Below are 15,139 nucleotides of genomic sequence, written 5' to 3'. Positions count from 1 at the left end.
CCGCCGGACCGGCGGGCCCTCATTTGGCGTCCGCATAGCACTCCACCACCGCCGTCGTGAACGGGAACCGTACCGGCGTCCGGCCGAACGTCAGCTCCCCCGCCAGGTCGGACGCGTCCCGGATCGCCGCGACCACCGCCTCGGCCTCCTCCTCCGGGCAGTGCACGATCACCTCGTCGTGCTGGAAGAAGACCAGTTCGGCAGCCATGCCGGCCAGGGTGCGCCGGAGGGCGGCCAGGAGGAGCAGGGCCCAGTCGGCGGCGCTGCCCTGGATGACGAAGTTGCGGGCGAAGCGGCCCCGCGCGCGGGAGTCGGTGGAGGCGTACCCGGGCGTCCACTCCTGACCGGCGTCGGCGTCGGTGCCGGTGTTGCTCCCGGGACCGGGCACCGCGGGAACCTCGTCCTGCGGGATGCCCGCCTCCTCCGCCGCGGCCTCGGACCCGGCCGCCGGCGGACTCGTCCGGCCCAGCCAGGTCCGTACGAGCCGGCCCTCCTCGCCCGCGCGGGCTGCGTCGTCGACGTACGCGACGGCTCGGGGGAAGCGGCGGCGGAGCGCGGCCAGGTGCTTCAGGCCGTCCCCCGACGTCTGTCCGTACACCGCGCCGAGCACGGCGAGCTTGGCCTGTTCGCGGTCGCCGGCGAACGCCCGGTCGGAGACCTCCTGGTACAGGTCGGTCGCACGGCCCGCGACCTCCATCAGACCGGGATCGCGGGAGACCGCCGCCAGCACCCGCGGTTCCATCTGGTCGGCGTCGGCCACGACGAGCCGCCAGCCGGGGTCGGCGACGCAGGCACGGCGGATCACCTTGGGGATCTGGAGCGCGCCCCCGCCGTTGGTGACCCAGCGTCCGGTGACCGTGCCGCCCGCGAGGAACTCGGGCCGGAACCGGCCGTCCCGCACCCAGTCCTGCAGCCACGACCAGCCGTGGGCGACCCAGATCCGGTAGAGCCGCTTGTACTCCAGCAGGGGCCGCACGGCGGGATGGTCCACCGATTCGATCTCCCAGCGGCGCGTGGACCGGACCCTGGTTCCCGCCTGGGCGAACGCCTTGATCACGTCCGCGGGCAGATCGGGCCGCACGCGTCTGCCGAACGCCCGCGACACCTCGTCGGCCAGCTCGGCCAGGCGCCGGGGCTCGCCGCCGCCCGCGTACCGGTCGCCGAGGAGCTCGTGCAGGACCCGGCGGTGCACCTCGGCGCTCCAGGGCAGGCCGGCGTGGTTCATCTCGGCGGCGATCAGGGTGCCGGCCGACTCGGCGGCGGTGAGCAGCCGCATGCGGTCGGGGCGGTCGGTGGCGTAGTGCCGCCGCTGCTGGTCCGCGTACACCTCGACGAGGTCTTCGAGGGGGACGTGGAGGGGGCGGGGCTCGAAGAGGGAGGGCTGGGCGCCCGGGTCGGCGGAGCGCTGGGGCGGGTCCGGCGGGACCGGGGTGCCCCGCAGCCGGGCGAGCGCGGCGGCGGCCGAGCGGGGTTCGCCGTGCCGCCCCTCGTGGCTGAGCAGCAGGTTCTCGGCGACCTCCACGTCGTAGCACCGCTCGACGCGCACGCCCGCGGCGAGCAGGCGCGGGTACGTCCCGGGCGTCGTCCGCCACACCCAGCGGGTGACCTGCGGACGGTTCCGCACGGCGGTGACCGGGTCCGGCTCGTGCCGGACGGGTCCCGCGAGCAGCCCGTCCGGGCCGAGGGGGGCGACGTCCACGCCCCCCTCGGCCTCCGCGAGGACCCAGCGGCCGGTCATGGGGGCGAGTCTGACAGGAGGGTCTGACAACGATGCCTGACCGCCTGCTCGCCGCCTGACCGCCTTCTTCCTGACGGACCGGCCCCTCGCCCCCTACTCGTTCTCGTTGCCCTTCTCCTTCTCCTTCTCCACGATCGTCCGCAACGCGCGCGTGATGCTCTCCTCCGCCGTGTCCTTCCGTACGCCCAGCCCGCTGAGCACGCCGTCACCGTTCTCGAGTTCGAGGAGGGCGAGCAGGACGTGTTCGGTGCCGATGTAGTTGTGGCCGAGCCGGAGGGCCTCGCGGAAGGTGAGCTCCAGGGCCTTCTTGGCCTCCGCGTTGTACGGGACGAGTTCGGGCACCTCGGCGGACGCGGGCGGCAGTGCGGCCGTCGCGGCCGCGCGTACCGCGTCCGGGGTGACGTCCTGCGCGGCGATCGCCTTCGCCGCGAGGCCCTCGGGCTCACCGAGCAGGCCCAGGACGAGGTGCGCGGGGACCATTTCGAGGTTGCCCGCGGCCTTGGCCTCGTTGTGCGCGGCCACGATCACGTTGCGGGCCCGGGGCGTGTAGCGGCTGAAGCCCTGGCTGGGGTCGAGGTCGGCCTCGGCTTTCGGCACGAACCGCTTCTGGGCGGCCTGCCGGGTGACGCCCATGCTCCGGCCGATCTCGGTCCAGGACGCGCCCGAACGGCGGGCCTGGTCCACGAAGTGGCCGATCAGGTGGTCGGCCACGTCGCCGAGGTGGTCGGCCGCGATCACCGCGTCCTGGAGCTGGTCGAGGGGCTGCGGGTGAACCTTCTTGATGGCCTCGATGAGGTCGTCGAGGCGGACGGTCGTCGTGACCGAGGGGTTCGTCGTCATGTGTCAACCGTAGGTTGACGCCCCTCGGTCGTCAACCCTGGGTTGACGCCTGCCGCCGACTGTCCGTCCGTGGGCGTGGCACGATCGACACGTGAGTACGACCAGCACGGTGGACCGCGCCTTCGGGGCCGCCCTGTACGCCGACACCGACGCCGCCCTGGACACCGGCGCCTCGCTGCTCGCGGCCGACCCGTCCGCCGACCCGGAAGCCGCCCGCCGGGGGCGGGAGTTCGTCGCCGCCGCCTGGCGGCGCGGGTGGCAGCCCGCCGATGTGGTACGCGTCGTGCGGCGCGAGCTCGACGACCTCCACGTGCGCCTCGTCGCCCGGCTGATCCTCGACGAGCAGGGGCAGGGGCAGGGGCAGGGGCAGGGGCAGGGGCAGGGGCAGGGGCAGGGGGAGGCCGGGGCCGGGCGCGGCCGTCGCTGGGCAGCCCAGCTCGCGGAGCTGGCGGTGCTCGACACGTCCGTGCCGCCGCGCACCGACCGCTTCGCGCACGCCACCGCCGTGCTGGAGCTGTACCGGCTGCTCCTGCGCCTGCCCGCCCTCGAACCGCTCGACGAGGCGCCTCCGTCCGCGCGGCGACCGGGCGGGCACGCGCGCGGGGAGGGGCGCGAGGACACGCGCGGGGGCGGCCGCATGCTGTCCCGCATCCGCGCCCTCCTCGCCAAGGCCGAGGCCACGGGCTTCCCCGAGGAGGCGGAGGCGCTCAGCGCGAAGGCCCAGGAGCTGATGGCGCGGCACAGCATCGACGAGGCGCTGCTCGCCGCCCGGGCCCACGACCCCGACGCGCCGGGAGCCTGCCGCATCGGCGTCGACCCGCCGTACGAGACGGCCAAGGCGGTGCTGCTCGACGCGGTCGCCCGCGCGAACCGCTGCCAGGCGGTGTGGAACGAGGCCCTCGGCTTCTCCACGGTCGTGGGCTTCGAACCCGATCTGGAGGCGGTCGAACTCCTCCACACCTCGCTCCTGGTGCAGGCCACGGCCGCGATGACGAAGGCGGAGGCGGCGCAGAGGGCCGGCGGGAGGAAGCGTACGAAAACGTTCCGGCAGTCGTTCCTCGCGGCGTACGCGCACCGGATCGGCGACCGTCTGGCGGCGGTCGCCGAGGCGCAGACGGAGGCGTCCAGAAGGGAGTTCGAGGAGGAGGCGGGAGCGGCGCAGGGGGCGGCGCCCGCGCCGGACCTGCTGCCGGTTCTCGCGGCGCGTGACCTGGCCGTGCACGAGCAGGTCACGCGCCTGTTCCCGGAGACGGTCACCACGCGCGTGCGCGGGGTCAGCGACGAGGCGGGCTGGCGGCAGGGCACCGAGGCGGCCGACCGCGCCCGGCTCGCGGGCCGCCCCCGACTGCGGTGACCGGCCGCCGGCGTGGCCGGGCCGTGCGCTGATCCCGGACGTCGGAGGCGCCGGAGGCGCCGAGGTCCCCTCAGTCACCCGCCGGCAGGAACGGACTCACCGTCATCTCCAGTTCCTCTGCGGACACCAGGGCGACCTCGGCGTCCGGCCAGTCGTGGCTCTGGAGCGCGTCGTCCCCGGGGAGCCGGAACTCCACCCGCTCCGGCCGGACGGCCCGCTCCGGGTCGCCCGCGGCGCCGCGTACGTACGTGATCGTGAAGGACGCCGTCGCGGTCTCGTCCAGGGTCAGCTCGGGCTGCGCCGCGCCCTCCTGCCCGCCGACCGTCCAGGAGGTGCCGCCGCTGTGGACCTCGGTCGCGGGTACACCCTGCAGCGTGCAGGTGTCGCCGGTGTTGGTCAGGGTGACGGGGATGTTGCCCGTGTCCCCGGCGGCCGGCGCGGCGTTGCTGGGGCCGAAGTCGATCGTCAGCCGGTCGGCCCGGCAGGCCGCGGCCGCGCCCGTCGCCCCGTCGGCCGCGGTGCCCGAGGGTGCGGTGTCCCCGTCGTCCCCGCCGCCACCGCAGGCGGTCAGAGCGAGCGCGGCCACGAGGGTGGCGGTGACGGTGGTGGGCGTGATGCGCATGGGATTCCCCGAAGTAGGTGAGACGTGTTCCGTGGATCATCACGCGTCAGCACTCGGCACACCAGCGCGGAATGCGGTCGGTGAGACAGGTAATACCGGTGAGGCAGGTGAGGCCTCACGCCGCCCGCCGGAGTGGCCGGCCGCCGGGAGGTGGCACGTCACCCCGTATGTCCCGGTATCTCCCCACCTGCCCGTAGGCTGGTGACGATGAGCTGGGTCCGGGCGCTGAAGGAGACCGGTCGCTCGGGGCTGACGGTCGAGCGCAGGCGTCTCGAACCGCTGGTCGCGGTGCGGGCCGCCGCAGGGCTGGCGATCATGATGTCGTTCGGTCTGTGGGCCTTCGGGCCCGTGACCGCGGCGAGCTCGGCCTTCGGGGCGTTCCAGGCGGCCATGGCCACGTTCCAGCGCAGTTGGCGCCCCCGCCCCGAACTCGCCCTGGCCTCGGGGGCGACCCTCGCCGTGTCGACCTTCCTCGGCTACGTCACGATCTCCCGCCTGCCGCTGTTCCTCGCGCTGCTGGCGGTGTGGACGTTCCTGGCCGGCCTGGCCTGGGCGGCCGGCCCGACCACCGGACTGATCGCCGCCTCGAACGTGGCGATCATGCTGATCACCGTCACCCTGCCGACCTCGGTGGCCCAGGCGGCCGGCCACGGCCTGATGATGATCCTCGGCGGTCTGGTGCAGGCGGCGCTGATCGTCGTCTTCCCGGTACGCCGCTGGGGCGCCCAGCGCGACGCGCTCGCCGACGCCCTGGCCGCCGAGGCCGACTACGCCCGCCGGCTCCGGTACGACCCGATCGCCGGCTTCGATCCCGAGCCCCTGATGGCGGCCCGCGACGCCGCCAGGCTGACGGCCCGCCAGGCCCGCACCCGGCCCGCCGAACTGCGCGGCTCCCGCCTCGTCGCCGAGCGCATCCGGCCGGTCCTCGCCTCCCTCGCCGACCCCGCGATGGGCGTACCGGGGGAGGGCCGGGCACGTGACCGGGTCCGCGAACTCCTCGCCGCCGCGGCCACCGTCCTGGACGCGTCGGCCTCCGCGATCCGCCACGGCAAGCAGGTGGAGGTCCCGCCGGCCGCCCTCGCCGCGCTCCGGACGCCGGACACGGGGGCGATCCTGCAGGGCCCGCCGGCCCGGGCGGCGACGCGGCTCGCCACGCTGCTCCAGGACGTCGTCGAGACGGCGGGCGGCTCGCACGCCGACGGCCCGCGCCCGCACCCCGACGGCACCCACCCGCACACCAGGTCCCTCAACCGTCCCTCGCTCCTCGGCCTGGTCCCCGTCACCCTGCGCGCCATGCGCGACGAGCTCGACCGGAACTCCCCGATCACCCGGCACGCGCTCCGCATCACCGCCGTGGCGGTCGCCGGTTACCTCGCCGGCGCGGCGCTGCCCTTCGGCCACGGCTACTGGGCCCCGCTCACCGCGGTCATGATCATGCGCCCCGACTTCTCGCAGACGTACAGCCGGGCGGTCGCCCGCTTCGGCGGCACGCTGATCGGCATCGCCCTGGCCACGGGCATCGTGCGGGTGGCGGACCCGGGAACGTACCTGTCGGGCGCCCTCGCGGTGCTGAGCGCGGGCCTGCTGTACCTGCTGATGCGCACCGGCCAGATGGCGGCCCAGGCGTGCATCGCCGCGTACGTGGTCTTCCTGCTCGGCATGGGCGGCGAGGCCTGGACGCAGACGGTGCCCGAACGGCTGCTCCTCACCCTCGTGGGCGGCCTCCTCGCGATGCTCGCGTACGCCGTCTACCCGGCCTGGGAGACCCCGCGGCTGCGCACGCGCCTCGCCGACTGGCTGGCCGCGGCGGGCGGGTACGGGGCGGCCGTCCTCGACCGGTACGCCGACCCGGCGCGCCCCGCGGACGAGGTGCGCGGGGTCCTGCTCGCGAGCCGGGGCGCCCGCGCGGCCTGGCACACCGCGGTCGCCCGCGCCGGCGACGAACCCGTACGCCATCGCGGTCTGTCGCGGACCGCCGCGGAAGAGGCCGAGGACGCGGTCGCCCACCTGGCTCGCGTCGCCATGCTGCTGGAGGCCCACCTCCCCGACCGGGACGCGCCTCCCGTCCCGGCCGCCGTCCGCTTCGCCGAAGCCCTGCGCACCGCGACGGAACGGGGCGCGAGGGCCGTGCGCGAGCGCCGGGTGCCCCATTGGGACGAGGCGCGCGAGGCGCTGGCGGCCTGGGACGCGGAGGCCGCACCCGGGGAGGCTCGGGGGCAGGGCGCCGACGCGTTCGTACGACGCGGGGCACACCTCCTGCTGAAGGCGCTGGACGAGCTGTCCGAGGCCCTCGACACCCAGGTGCCGGCCATGTCGGTGCGAGGAGACGGCGGCAGCGGCGAACCCCGGCCGGCCCCGCCCCCCGAGCCCCGCCGCCGACAGCCGTGACGGCGATCCGTCGTCCGTGCCTCACCAGGAGGACTTGCGCACCCCCGGCAGGAACCCGGCGTGCGCCTGTTCCCGCAGGCTCACCCGGGACAGCCCGAAGGCCCGGAAGTAACCGCGCGGGCGGCCGTCCACCTGGTCCCGGTTGCGCACGCGCGTGGCGCTCGCGTCGCGGGGCTGGCGGCGCAACTCGCGCTGGGCGGCCTCCCGTTCGTCCGCCGGGGTGGACGGCTTGCGGATGATCTCCTTCAGCTCGGCCCGGCGGGCCGCGTACCGCTCGACGATCTCCTGCCTCTTGTCGTTCTTCGCGATCTTGCTCTTCTTCGCCATTCCCGTACTCCCGTCCCGTCCGTCCGTCTCAGACCTTCACCCCGCGCGCGCGGATGCGCGCCACGGCCGCCTCGACGCCGATCGCGTCGACCGTCCTGATCCCCTTGGCGCTGAGCCGCAGCCGTACGTACCGGCCCTCGCCCGGCAGCCAGTAGCGCTTGGACTGGATGTTGGGGTCGAAGCGGCGGGAGGTGCGCCGGTGGGAGTGGGAGATGCGGTTGCCGAAGCCCGGCCGGGCCCCGGTCAGCATGCAGTGGGCGGACATGGGTGACGCACCTCTCTCGATCGGCTGATGTAAATGGAATTCATTTTCAGTAAGATAGCAGCCATGGCACGCAACGAACTCCGTCCGGTCATCAAGCTGCGGTCCACCGCCGGCACCGGCTACACCTACGTCACCCGGAAGAACCGGCGGAACGACCCGGACCGTATGACGCTGCGCAAGTACGACCCGGTCGCGGGCCGGCACGTCGACTTCCGAGAGGAGCGCTGAAACACCGCCATGCGCGAGGGAATCCACCCGGCCTACGGTCCCGTCGTCTTCCGTGACCGTGCCGCGAACCACGCCTTCCTGACCCGGTCGACCATGACGAGCGAGAAGACGATCGTGTGGGAGGACGGCAACACCTACCCCGTGGTGGACGTCGAGATCTCGAACGTCAGCCACCCCTTCTACACGGGCACCGCGCGCGTGCTGGACACGGCGGGCCGCGTCGAGCGGTTCGAGCAGCGGTACGGGAAGCGGAGCCGGCGGTGAGCGGGCTCTCCGTCGCGATCGTCGGCGGGCTGCACGCCGACGCCCGCCGGACCGCCGTCGAACGGCTGCTCGCCGAGGTGCCGGACAGTGTCGCCCTGCACCACGACCTGTCGACCGCCGCCGACGGCACGGTCCGGCGCACGGTCCGGAACCTCGCCGGGGTGACGGACACCGGCCAGACCCCGCTCGTCAACGACTGCGCGTGCTGCGCGCTGCGCGCGGACCTGGTGCCCGAGCTGGAGCGGCTCGCGCGCGGCGGACTCACCCGGCTCGCCGTCGTCGAGCTGTGGGACTCGGTGGAGCCCAAGGCGATGGCCGAGGTGGTGGCCGCGAGCGGGCTGACCGTGACCTCGGTGATCACCGCGGTCGACCCGGCCCTGGTGCTGCCGTACCTCGCCGACGGGGACGACCTGGCCGAGTGCGGTCTCGCGGCCGCCGCCACCGACCGGCGCACCGTCGCGGACACGTTCGCCCGGCAGCTGGAGTACGCGCCCGTCCTCGCCGTCGCCGACTCGGCGGAGGCCGACGACGAGGACCGCGCCCTGCTCGCCCAGCTCCACCCGACGGCCCGGCGGGTGCCCCTCGAGGGCGATCGGCCGGGGGCTCCGGCGGGCGCTCCGGTGGCCCTCGGCGGCGCGCCGGTGCCCGGTGCCGCGCACGGCACCGCACCCGGTGCCGGGTCCGCCACCGGGCCGGCAGGAGCCTTCCGATCCCCGCTCGCCGACGCCGCCTTCGCCGGCTTCGACGTCGAGGCCGCGGCCGCCGCCCAGCACCCGGCATGCGCGCTGCTGCCCGTCGAGGCCGACGAGTGCGGGGTCGCGACACTCGTCTGGCGGGGGCGGCGGCCCTTCCACCCCGAGCGGCTGTACGCGGCGCTGGAGGACCTGACCTGCGCGGCGGCGCGCAGCCGGGGGCGGTTCTGGCTCGCCGACCGGCCGGACACGCTGCTGCACTGGGACGCGGCCGGCGGCGCCCTGTGCGTGGAGGCGGCGGGCCCCTGGCTCGCCTCGCTGCCGGACGCGGCCTGGGACCTGGTCCCGCCGGTGCGCCGGGCCGCCGCCGCGCTCGACTGGCACCCGGAGCACGGGGACCGCTGTCAGCACCTGGTGTTCACCTCGCCGGGGCTGGACCAGGACGGACTCGCCCGCCTGCTGGACTCGTGCCTGCTCACCGACGCCGAGTACGCCGCCGGGCGCGAGGCCTGGTCGCGTCTCCCGCGCCCCTTCGACACCTTCCTGGAGGTCTGACGTGCCCCGCCGCACCGACCGCACGCCTGCCAAGAACCGGCCAAATCCGTTGGACCGGGCGGGAGTCACGTACATCGACTACAAGGACACCGATCTGCTGCGGAAGTTCATCTCCGACCGCGGCAAGATCCGTAGCCGCCGCGTCACCCGCGTATCCGCTCAGCAGCAGAGACTCCTCGCCCGTGCGATCAAGAACGCCCGCGAGATGGCGCTCCTGCCGTACTCGTCGCCGCCCCGCTGACCCCTCGCCCCGCGAGACGCGCGCCGTCACTTCGCCCACCCAGGCCCCGGAGAGTCCCCCCATGTCTCTCCGGGGCCTTCCCACGCCTGTGACCAGGAATGTCGCACGGGCAAGGGGGAACGCAAGCGGAATGTCCGGCGTCTCTACAGTGCACGGCCCAACCATGCGACCGTGATGCTGTAATCATGGGAACACCCGGCGTGCACGTGCATATGGCCGTGCATCGGCTTCTGCACCGGCACGTGAACGCAGCTATGATCCGAAGCAGTTGACCACTGCATCTATGGCCACTTCAGCCACTGCACCACCGGGGAGCGACCTGTGGACCACGACGTGCACGGCGTGGATGACGTGTACACCGGCGATGTGTACAACGGCATGGCGGCGACTGAGCTGACCGAGCACCACCGCGTGGCCTGGCAGAAGAGCAGGCACAGCAACTCGCAGGGGTCCTGTGTGGAGTTCGCGCGGCTGCCCGGCGGTGACGTGGCGGTGCGCAACTCGCGTTTCCCCGACGGGCCCGCCCTCGTCTACACCCGCGCCGAGATCGAGGCCATGCTCCTCGGCGTCAAGGACGGGGAGTTCGACCACCTGGTCACCGGCGCCTGAGGCGGTGCCCGGCAGTGGCAGCGGCAGCCGGCGCGGAGGCCGGCGTGTGACACGCGTAGAACCAACGGCGAAGTGCACCGCGGTACATCATTGGGCGGGTGCCGGGGCCGCCGGCGCCAGCGCCTCCGGACCCAGCCGGAACATCGCCCAGACCACCTTGCCGTCCAGTGCCCCGGTCAGCGGGTGCCAGCCCCAGGTGTCGGCGAACGAGCCGACCAGGAAGAGGCCACGCCCCGACTCCGCGGCCGAGTCCTCCGCGTCGCTCGTGACCGGGCGGCCGTGACCGGGGTCGCGCACCGCGCAGACCAGCCGCTCCGTCCACCGCATCAGGTGCAGCCGCACGTACGGGAGCGGGGCCGCGGAGGACGCCGCGCCCCCGGGGAGCCCGTACCGCAGCGCGTTGGTGACCAGCTCCGACACCACGAGGCAGATGTCCTCGAAGCGGTCGCCCAGCTCCCACTGGTCGAGCGTGCCACGGGTGAACTGCCGTGCCTCGCGCACCGCTTCGTAGCGGGCGGGCAGGGCGCAGGAGGCCGTCCGCGACACGGTCGCCGGATCGAGCGGAGGGAGTCCCTGCCGTAAGACTTCGAGCATGGTCGATCCGTTCGTTCCCATGCGAGGCACTCCCGTGGTCCGCGGTCGTGGCGATGCAGCGGTGGCGCGAGTCCATGGTTTCCGATGAGTAGGGCAGATGCAAGGGCAGATGCACGTGCACGCGCCCGGTATGACGCAGGGCGTACCCCTTGCCGATGATTTTTTCTGCCGCCTTCTCCCCACATGTAGTGCCCCGCCTGATCTTTTCCTGTGTCCCCCCTTCCGAGACTTTCCGTTTCCGTAACCATCCGAGTGCGGATCGGAGTGGTTAGTGGCAGACTGCGGCCCCTGAAGACCTTGGGGAGGCTGACGGACCGTGGGCGCCGGTGAATCGAGTGGGTCGGTGGTGCGGCGGATGCTGCTGGGCTCGCATCTCAGGCGGTTGCGCGAGGGACAGGGGATCACGCGCGAGAAGGCCGGTTACTCGATCCGTGCTTCGGAGTCGAAGATCAGCCGCATGGAGCTGGGCCGGGTGAGCTTCAAGGCGCGCGACGTCGAGGACCTGCTGACGCTGTACGGCGTCACGGACGACAAGGAGCGCGCGTCCCTGCTCTCGCTGGCCAAGGAGGCCAACGTCGCGGGCTGGTGGCACAGTTACAGCGACGTCCTGCCCAGCTGGTTCCCGACCTACGTCGGCCTGGAGGGCGCGGCCCACCTCATCCGCGCGTACGAGGTGCAGTTCGTCCACGGACTGCTGCAGACCGAGGCGTACGCCTATGCCGTCGTGTCCCGCGGAATGAAGGAGGGCGGGGAGGCCGACGTCGAGCGGCGGGTGGCGCTGCGCCTGGAACGCCAGAAGTACCTGGTGTCCGAGCGCGCGCCGCAGTTCCACTGCGTCCTCGACGAGGCCGCGCTGCGCCGTCCGTACGGCGGCCGGGAGGTGATGCGGGGGCAGCTCCAGCACCTCATCGACATATCGGAGCGGCCGAACGTACGGCTCCAGGTGATGCCGTTCGGCTTCGGCGGGCACTCCGGGGAGAGCGGCTCCTTCACCGTGCTCAGCTTCGCCGAGTCCGACCTCTCCGACGTCGTGTACCTGGAGCAGCTGACCAGCGCGCTCTACCTGGACAAGCGCGAGGACGTCGCCCAGTACGAGCGGGCGATGTCCCAGCTCCAGGAGGACAGCCCGTCCCCCGAGGAGAGCCGCGACCTGCTCCGGGGACTGCTCCAGCTCTCCTGACCCGCCGAACCTTTCCGCGGTGTGTCCACAACTGGCCTCTCAACTCCCGCGACCCATGCGTAACATGACGCCCGTTCACACGCTGGGGTGAACGGGTGACCGTTCGTGGCCGCAAGGGATCGAGGGATCAGATGTCGTCCTGCTTCACCGAACTGGCTCAGCAGTACATCGGCGGCGAGTGGCGCCCGGGCACGGGGTCGTGGGACATCATCGACTTCGACCCGTACGACGGCGAGAAGCTGGCGTCGATCACCATAGCCACGGCCGACGAGGTGGACGCGGCCTACCGGGCGGCGTCGGACGCCCAGCGGAGCTGGGCGGAGACCAACCCGTACACCCGCCGCACCGTCTTCGAGAGAGCGCTCGCACTCGTCGAGGAGCGGGAGCGGGAGATCACCGAGGTGATCGTCGCCGAGCTCGGCGGGACGCACACGAAGGCGGTCTTCGAGCTGCACCTCGCCAAGGAGTTCCTGCGCGAGGCCGTCCACCTGGCGCTGCGCCCCGAGGGCCGGATCCTGCCCTCGCCGGCCGACGGCAAGGAGAACCGCCTCTACCGGGTGCCCGTCGGCGTCGTGGGGGTCATCAGCCCGTTCAACTTCCCGTTCCTGCTGTCGCTGAAGTCCGTGGCGCCCGCCCTGGCCCTCGGCAACGGCGTGGTCCTCAAGCCGCACCAGAACACCCCGGTCGCCGGCGGCTCCCTGGTCGCGAAGATCTTCGAGGACGCGGGGCTCCCGGGCGGCCTGCTCAACGTCGTGATCACCGACATCGCGGAGATAGGCGACGCGTTCATCGAGCACCCGATACCGAAGGTCATCTCCTTCACGGGCTCGGACACGGTCGGCCGGCACGTCGCCACCGTCTGCGCCGCGCACTTCAAGCGGTCGATCCTGGAGCTCGGCGGCAACAGCGCGCTGGTGGTCCTCGACGACGCGGACATCGACTACGCCGTGGACGCCGCGGTCTTCAGCCGGTACGTCCACCAGGGCCAGGTCTGCATGGCCGCGAACCGCATCCTGGTCGACCGCTCGATCGAGGCCGAGTTCACCGGGAAGTTCGTCACCAAGGTCGGGTCCCTCAAGGTCGGCGACCCGCGCGACCCGCAGACGGTCATCGGTCCGGTCATCAACGCTTCCCAGGCCGAGGCGGTGGACGGCGTCGTCGACCAGGCGGTCGCCGAGGGCGCCACGGTGCTGCTGCGCGGCACGGTGACCGAGAACCTGGTCGGGCCGTCCGTCCTGACGGGCCTGCCCGCCGGCTCGGCCCTCCTGCGGCAGGAGGTCTTCGGCCCGGTCGCCTTCCTCGTCCCCTTCGACGGCGAGGAGGAGGCCGTACGGATCGCCAACGACACCCCGTACGGGCTGAGCGGCGCCGTCCACACGGGGGACGTGGAGCGCGGCGTGCGCTTCGCCCGGCGGATCGACACCGGGATGTTCCACGTCAACGACGGCACGGTGCACGACGAGCCGCTGGTCCCCTTCGGCGGCGAGAAGCACTCCGGCCTCGGCCGGCTGAACGGCGAGACGACGGTCGACGCGTTCACCACGCAGAAGTGGATCTCGGTGCAGCACGGGCGGAGCGCGTTCCCCTTCTAGCCGGGAACGGGGCAGCTCCCGGAGCTGATCCTCCCGGGTCCTACGCTGGCCCCATGTCAGCGATCCGTCTCCTGGTGCTCGGCGCGGTGCGCCGGCACGGGCGGGCCCACGGCTACCAGGTGCGCAACGACCTGGAGTACTGGGGCGCGCACGAGTGGTCCAACGCCAAGCCCGGTTCGATCTACCACGCCCTGAAGCAGATGGCGAAGCAGGGACTGCTGCACGCCCACGAGATCGCGCCCTCCACGGCCGGCGGCCCGCCCCGCACCGAGTACGAGATCACGGAGACGGGCGACCAGGAGTACTTCTCCCTGCTGCGCGAGGCCCTGGTCGAACGGGACCGGCACATCGACACGCTGTCCGCGGCGATCGGTTTCATGGTCGACCTGGAGCGCGCCGAGGCGGTGCGGCTGCTGCGCGAGCGGCTGCGCCGGCTGGCGGAGTGGCGTACGTCCGCCACGGAGTACTACACGCCCGAGGCCGGCCCGGAGTCGATCGGACACATCGGGGAGATCATGAACATGTGGGTCCACGCCTCCGACGGCGAGGCCGAGTGGACCCGCGGCCTCATCGAGCGCATCGAGTCCGGGGCGTACACCTTCGCGGGCGAGGGCGAGCCCTTCGTCGGTGTCCTCTCCGAGGGGGAGGCCAATCCGTACGCGACGGGGGAGCGGCACCCGGGGGACGACCGCTGAACTCCCGCGGGCGCGGGCTTGCACCTCACGTCACGTGAGGACCCAGGCTGGGGTGCGTACCGAGAAGGGAGCGGACGCCATGAGCTACTCCGTAGGGGAGGTCGCCGGTTTCGCCGGGGTGACGGTGCGCACGCTGCACCACTACGACGAGATCGGGCTGCTGGTACCGAGCGAGCGCACGTACGCCGGCCACCGGCGCTACGCCGACGCCGACCTCGACCGGCTGCAGCAGATCCTGTTCTACCGGGAGCTCGGCTTCCCGCTCGACGAGGTCGCGGTCCTGCTCGACGACCCGGACGCGGACCCGCGCGCGCACCTACGCCGGCAGCACGAACTGCTGACCGCCCGGATCGAGAAGCTCCAGAAGATGGCCGCGGCCGTGGAGCACGCCATGGAGGCACGCAGAATGGGCATCAACCTCACGCCGGAGGAGCGGTTCGAGGTGTTCGGGGAGCACGACCCCGCGCAGTACGAGGACGAGGTGCGGGAGCGCTGGGGGCACACGGACGCCTACAAGGAGTCGCAGCGCCGCACTGCCTCGTACACGAAGGAGGACTGGAAGCGCGTCAACGAGGAGCTCGACGCGCTCCACGCGCGCGTGGCCGGGCTGATGGACTCGGGGGCCGCCGCCGGCTCGGAGGCGGCCATGGACGTGGCGGAGGAGCACCTCCGCTTCGTCAAGCGCTCGTACTACGACTGCACGCACGAGCTCCAGGCCCGGATCAGCGAGCTGTACGTCTCCGACCCGCGGTTCGCGGAGATGTACGACAGGATCCGCCCGGGCTTCGGCCGGTACCTGCGGGACGCGATCGTCGCCAACGCGGCCCGGCACGTGAACTGACACCACAGGTGCGGCCCAGCCCGGGCACAGTGCATTCTGGGAGGGGCGGTGGAAACTGGCGGAGTGGGCTGCCGTTGATAGCTTTGGTCAGCCGTGGGCCGCACCTGCCGCACC

General features: G+C 73.0%; 17 protein-coding genes. 11 read left to right on the top strand and 6 right to left on the bottom strand.

The genetic code is table 11. The features are described from left to right. Nucleotides 1-19: 19 nt before the first annotated feature. Complete coding sequence (locus tag IEZ04_RS26120) at nt 20-1,738, bottom strand: bifunctional 3'-5' exonuclease/DNA polymerase (RefSeq protein WP_189219413.1); 1,719 nt, start codon at nt 1,736-1,738, stop codon at nt 20-22. 93 nt (nt 1,739-1,831) lie between these two features. After that, nucleotides 1,832-2,578, bottom strand: coding sequence for a Clp protease N-terminal domain-containing protein (locus IEZ04_RS26115; protein ID WP_189219412.1), 747 nt, complete (start codon nt 2,576-2,578; stop codon nt 1,832-1,834). 91 nt (nt 2,579-2,669) lie between these two features. On the opposite strand from IEZ04_RS26115, the gene IEZ04_RS26110 reads away from it, so the two are divergent. Then, the gene (locus tag IEZ04_RS26110) at nt 2,670-3,932 is read left to right on the top strand and encodes a DUF2786 domain-containing protein (protein ID WP_189219411.1); all 1,263 of its coding nucleotides are present in this window, start codon (nt 2,670-2,672) and stop codon (nt 3,930-3,932) included. Between the two features lie 70 nt (nt 3,933-4,002). On the opposite strand, the gene IEZ04_RS26105 is transcribed toward IEZ04_RS26110, so the two are convergent. After that, nucleotides 4,003-4,554 carry a DUF4232 domain-containing protein gene (locus IEZ04_RS26105; RefSeq protein ID WP_189219410.1) on the bottom strand — a complete coding sequence of 184 codons (552 nt, stop codon included), beginning with the start codon at nt 4,552-4,554 and terminating at the stop codon, nt 4,003-4,005. A gap of 207 nt (nt 4,555-4,761) precedes the next feature. On the opposite strand from IEZ04_RS26105, the gene IEZ04_RS26100 reads away from it, so the two are divergent. After that, nucleotides 4,762-6,942: an FUSC family protein gene (locus tag IEZ04_RS26100; protein ID WP_189219409.1), complete on the top strand. Its 2,181-nt coding sequence runs from the start codon at nt 4,762-4,764 to the stop codon at nt 6,940-6,942. Nucleotides 6,943-6,963: 21 nt separating this feature from the next. Here IEZ04_RS26100 and rpsN read toward each other — a convergent pair whose 3' ends face one another. Both rpsN and rpmB read right to left on the bottom strand, forming a co-directional pair. Continuing rightward, complete coding sequence (gene rpsN / locus IEZ04_RS26095) at nt 6,964-7,269, bottom strand: 30S ribosomal protein S14 (protein ID WP_189219408.1); 306 nt, start codon at nt 7,267-7,269, stop codon at nt 6,964-6,966. A 28-nt stretch (nt 7,270-7,297) separates the two neighbouring features. Next, entirely contained in the window at nt 7,298-7,534 is a 237-nt protein-coding gene (rpmB, locus tag IEZ04_RS26090) for a 50S ribosomal protein L28 (protein ID WP_189219407.1), read from the bottom strand. 63 nt (nt 7,535-7,597) lie between these two features. Here rpmB and rpmG point away from each other — a divergent pair, with 63 nt between their 5' ends. The 5 genes from rpmG to IEZ04_RS26065 all read left to right on the top strand — a co-directional run bounded on the left by rpmG (nt 7,598) and on the right by IEZ04_RS26065 (nt 10,123). Next, nucleotides 7,598-7,762, top strand: a complete 165-nt coding sequence (rpmG, locus tag IEZ04_RS26085) for a 50S ribosomal protein L33 (RefSeq protein ID WP_030573688.1) — start codon at nt 7,598-7,600, stop codon at nt 7,760-7,762. A gap of 9 nt (nt 7,763-7,771) precedes the next feature. Next, nucleotides 7,772-8,026, top strand: coding sequence for a type B 50S ribosomal protein L31 (locus IEZ04_RS26080; RefSeq protein ID WP_189219406.1), 255 nt, complete (start codon nt 7,772-7,774; stop codon nt 8,024-8,026). Next, nucleotides 8,023-9,273 (top strand): CobW family GTP-binding protein, encoded by a 1,251-nt coding sequence (locus IEZ04_RS26075; protein ID WP_189219405.1) that lies wholly within the window; start codon nt 8,023-8,025, stop codon nt 9,271-9,273. Before IEZ04_RS26080 ends, IEZ04_RS26075 begins: the two co-directional genes overlap by 4 nt. A gap of 1 nt (nt 9,274) precedes the next feature. Further along, on the top strand, nt 9,275-9,514 hold the full coding sequence (gene rpsR / locus IEZ04_RS26070) for a 30S ribosomal protein S18 (protein ID WP_189219404.1): 240 nt from the start codon (nt 9,275-9,277) through the stop codon (nt 9,512-9,514). Between the two features lie 321 nt (nt 9,515-9,835). Further along, a complete protein-coding gene (locus tag IEZ04_RS26065; RefSeq protein ID WP_189219403.1) occupies nt 9,836-10,123 on the top strand; it encodes a DUF397 domain-containing protein in 288 nt (95 codons plus the stop codon). 87 nt (nt 10,124-10,210) lie between these two features. On the opposite strand, the gene IEZ04_RS26060 is transcribed toward IEZ04_RS26065, so the two are convergent. Further along, nucleotides 10,211-10,717 carry an ATP-binding protein gene (locus IEZ04_RS26060; protein WP_229821283.1) on the bottom strand — a complete coding sequence of 169 codons (507 nt, stop codon included), beginning with the start codon at nt 10,715-10,717 and terminating at the stop codon, nt 10,211-10,213. 343 nt (nt 10,718-11,060) lie between these two features. Here IEZ04_RS26060 and IEZ04_RS26055 point away from each other — a divergent pair, with 343 nt between their 5' ends. The 4 genes from IEZ04_RS26055 to IEZ04_RS26040 all read left to right on the top strand — a co-directional run bounded on the left by IEZ04_RS26055 (nt 11,061) and on the right by IEZ04_RS26040 (nt 15,025). Next, entirely contained in the window at nt 11,061-11,897 is an 837-nt protein-coding gene (locus tag IEZ04_RS26055) for a Sco1979 family transcriptional regulator (RefSeq protein WP_506004865.1), read from the top strand. Nucleotides 11,898-12,028: 131 nt separating this feature from the next. Further along, nucleotides 12,029-13,489, top strand: coding sequence for an aldehyde dehydrogenase family protein (locus IEZ04_RS26050; RefSeq protein ID WP_189219401.1), 1,461 nt, complete (start codon nt 12,029-12,031; stop codon nt 13,487-13,489). Between the two features lie 53 nt (nt 13,490-13,542). Then, nucleotides 13,543-14,184 (top strand): PadR family transcriptional regulator, encoded by a 642-nt coding sequence (locus IEZ04_RS26045; protein WP_189219400.1) that lies wholly within the window; start codon nt 13,543-13,545, stop codon nt 14,182-14,184. Nucleotides 14,185-14,263: 79 nt separating this feature from the next. Continuing rightward, entirely contained in the window at nt 14,264-15,025 is a 762-nt protein-coding gene (locus tag IEZ04_RS26040; protein WP_189219399.1) for a MerR family transcriptional regulator, read from the top strand. The last annotated feature ends 114 nt before the right edge of the window (nt 15,026-15,139 follow it).

The organism is Streptomyces ruber, assembly GCF_014648075.1.
Classification (GTDB): Bacteria; Actinomycetota; Actinomycetes; order Streptomycetales; family Streptomycetaceae; genus Streptomyces; species Streptomyces ruber.
Note: the sequence above shows the minus strand (reverse complement) of the source record. Positions and strands in the feature narration are given on the sequence as shown.

Excerpts from the sequence above, each read along its gene's own strand:
- IEZ04_RS26120 (WP_189219413.1), bottom strand. The coding sequence starts at position 1,738 with ATGACCGGCCGCTGGGTCCTCGCGGAGGCCGAGGGGGGCGTGGACGTC.
- IEZ04_RS26115 (WP_189219412.1), bottom strand. The coding sequence starts at position 2,578 with ATGACGACGAACCCCTCGGTCACGACGACCGTCCGCCTCGACGACCTC.
- IEZ04_RS26105 (WP_189219410.1), bottom strand. The coding sequence starts at position 4,554 with ATGCGCATCACGCCCACCACCGTCACCGCCACCCTCGTGGCCGCGCTC.
- IEZ04_RS26100 (WP_189219409.1), top strand. The coding sequence starts at position 4,762 with ATGAGCTGGGTCCGGGCGCTGAAGGAGACCGGTCGCTCGGGGCTGACG.
- rpsN (WP_189219408.1), bottom strand. The coding sequence starts at position 7,269 with ATGGCGAAGAAGAGCAAGATCGCGAAGAACGACAAGAGGCAGGAGATC.
- rpmB (WP_189219407.1), bottom strand. The coding sequence starts at position 7,534 with ATGTCCGCCCACTGCATGCTGACCGGGGCCCGGCCGGGCTTCGGCAAC.
- rpmG (WP_030573688.1), top strand. The coding sequence starts at position 7,598 with ATGGCACGCAACGAACTCCGTCCGGTCATCAAGCTGCGGTCCACCGCC.
- IEZ04_RS26080 (WP_189219406.1), top strand. The coding sequence starts at position 7,772 with ATGCGCGAGGGAATCCACCCGGCCTACGGTCCCGTCGTCTTCCGTGAC.
- IEZ04_RS26060 (WP_229821283.1), bottom strand. The coding sequence starts at position 10,717 with ATGCTCGAAGTCTTACGGCAGGGACTCCCTCCGCTCGATCCGGCGACC.
- IEZ04_RS26050 (WP_189219401.1), top strand. The coding sequence starts at position 12,029 with ATGTCGTCCTGCTTCACCGAACTGGCTCAGCAGTACATCGGCGGCGAG.
- IEZ04_RS26045 (WP_189219400.1), top strand. The coding sequence starts at position 13,543 with ATGTCAGCGATCCGTCTCCTGGTGCTCGGCGCGGTGCGCCGGCACGGG.
- IEZ04_RS26040 (WP_189219399.1), top strand. The coding sequence starts at position 14,264 with ATGAGCTACTCCGTAGGGGAGGTCGCCGGTTTCGCCGGGGTGACGGTG.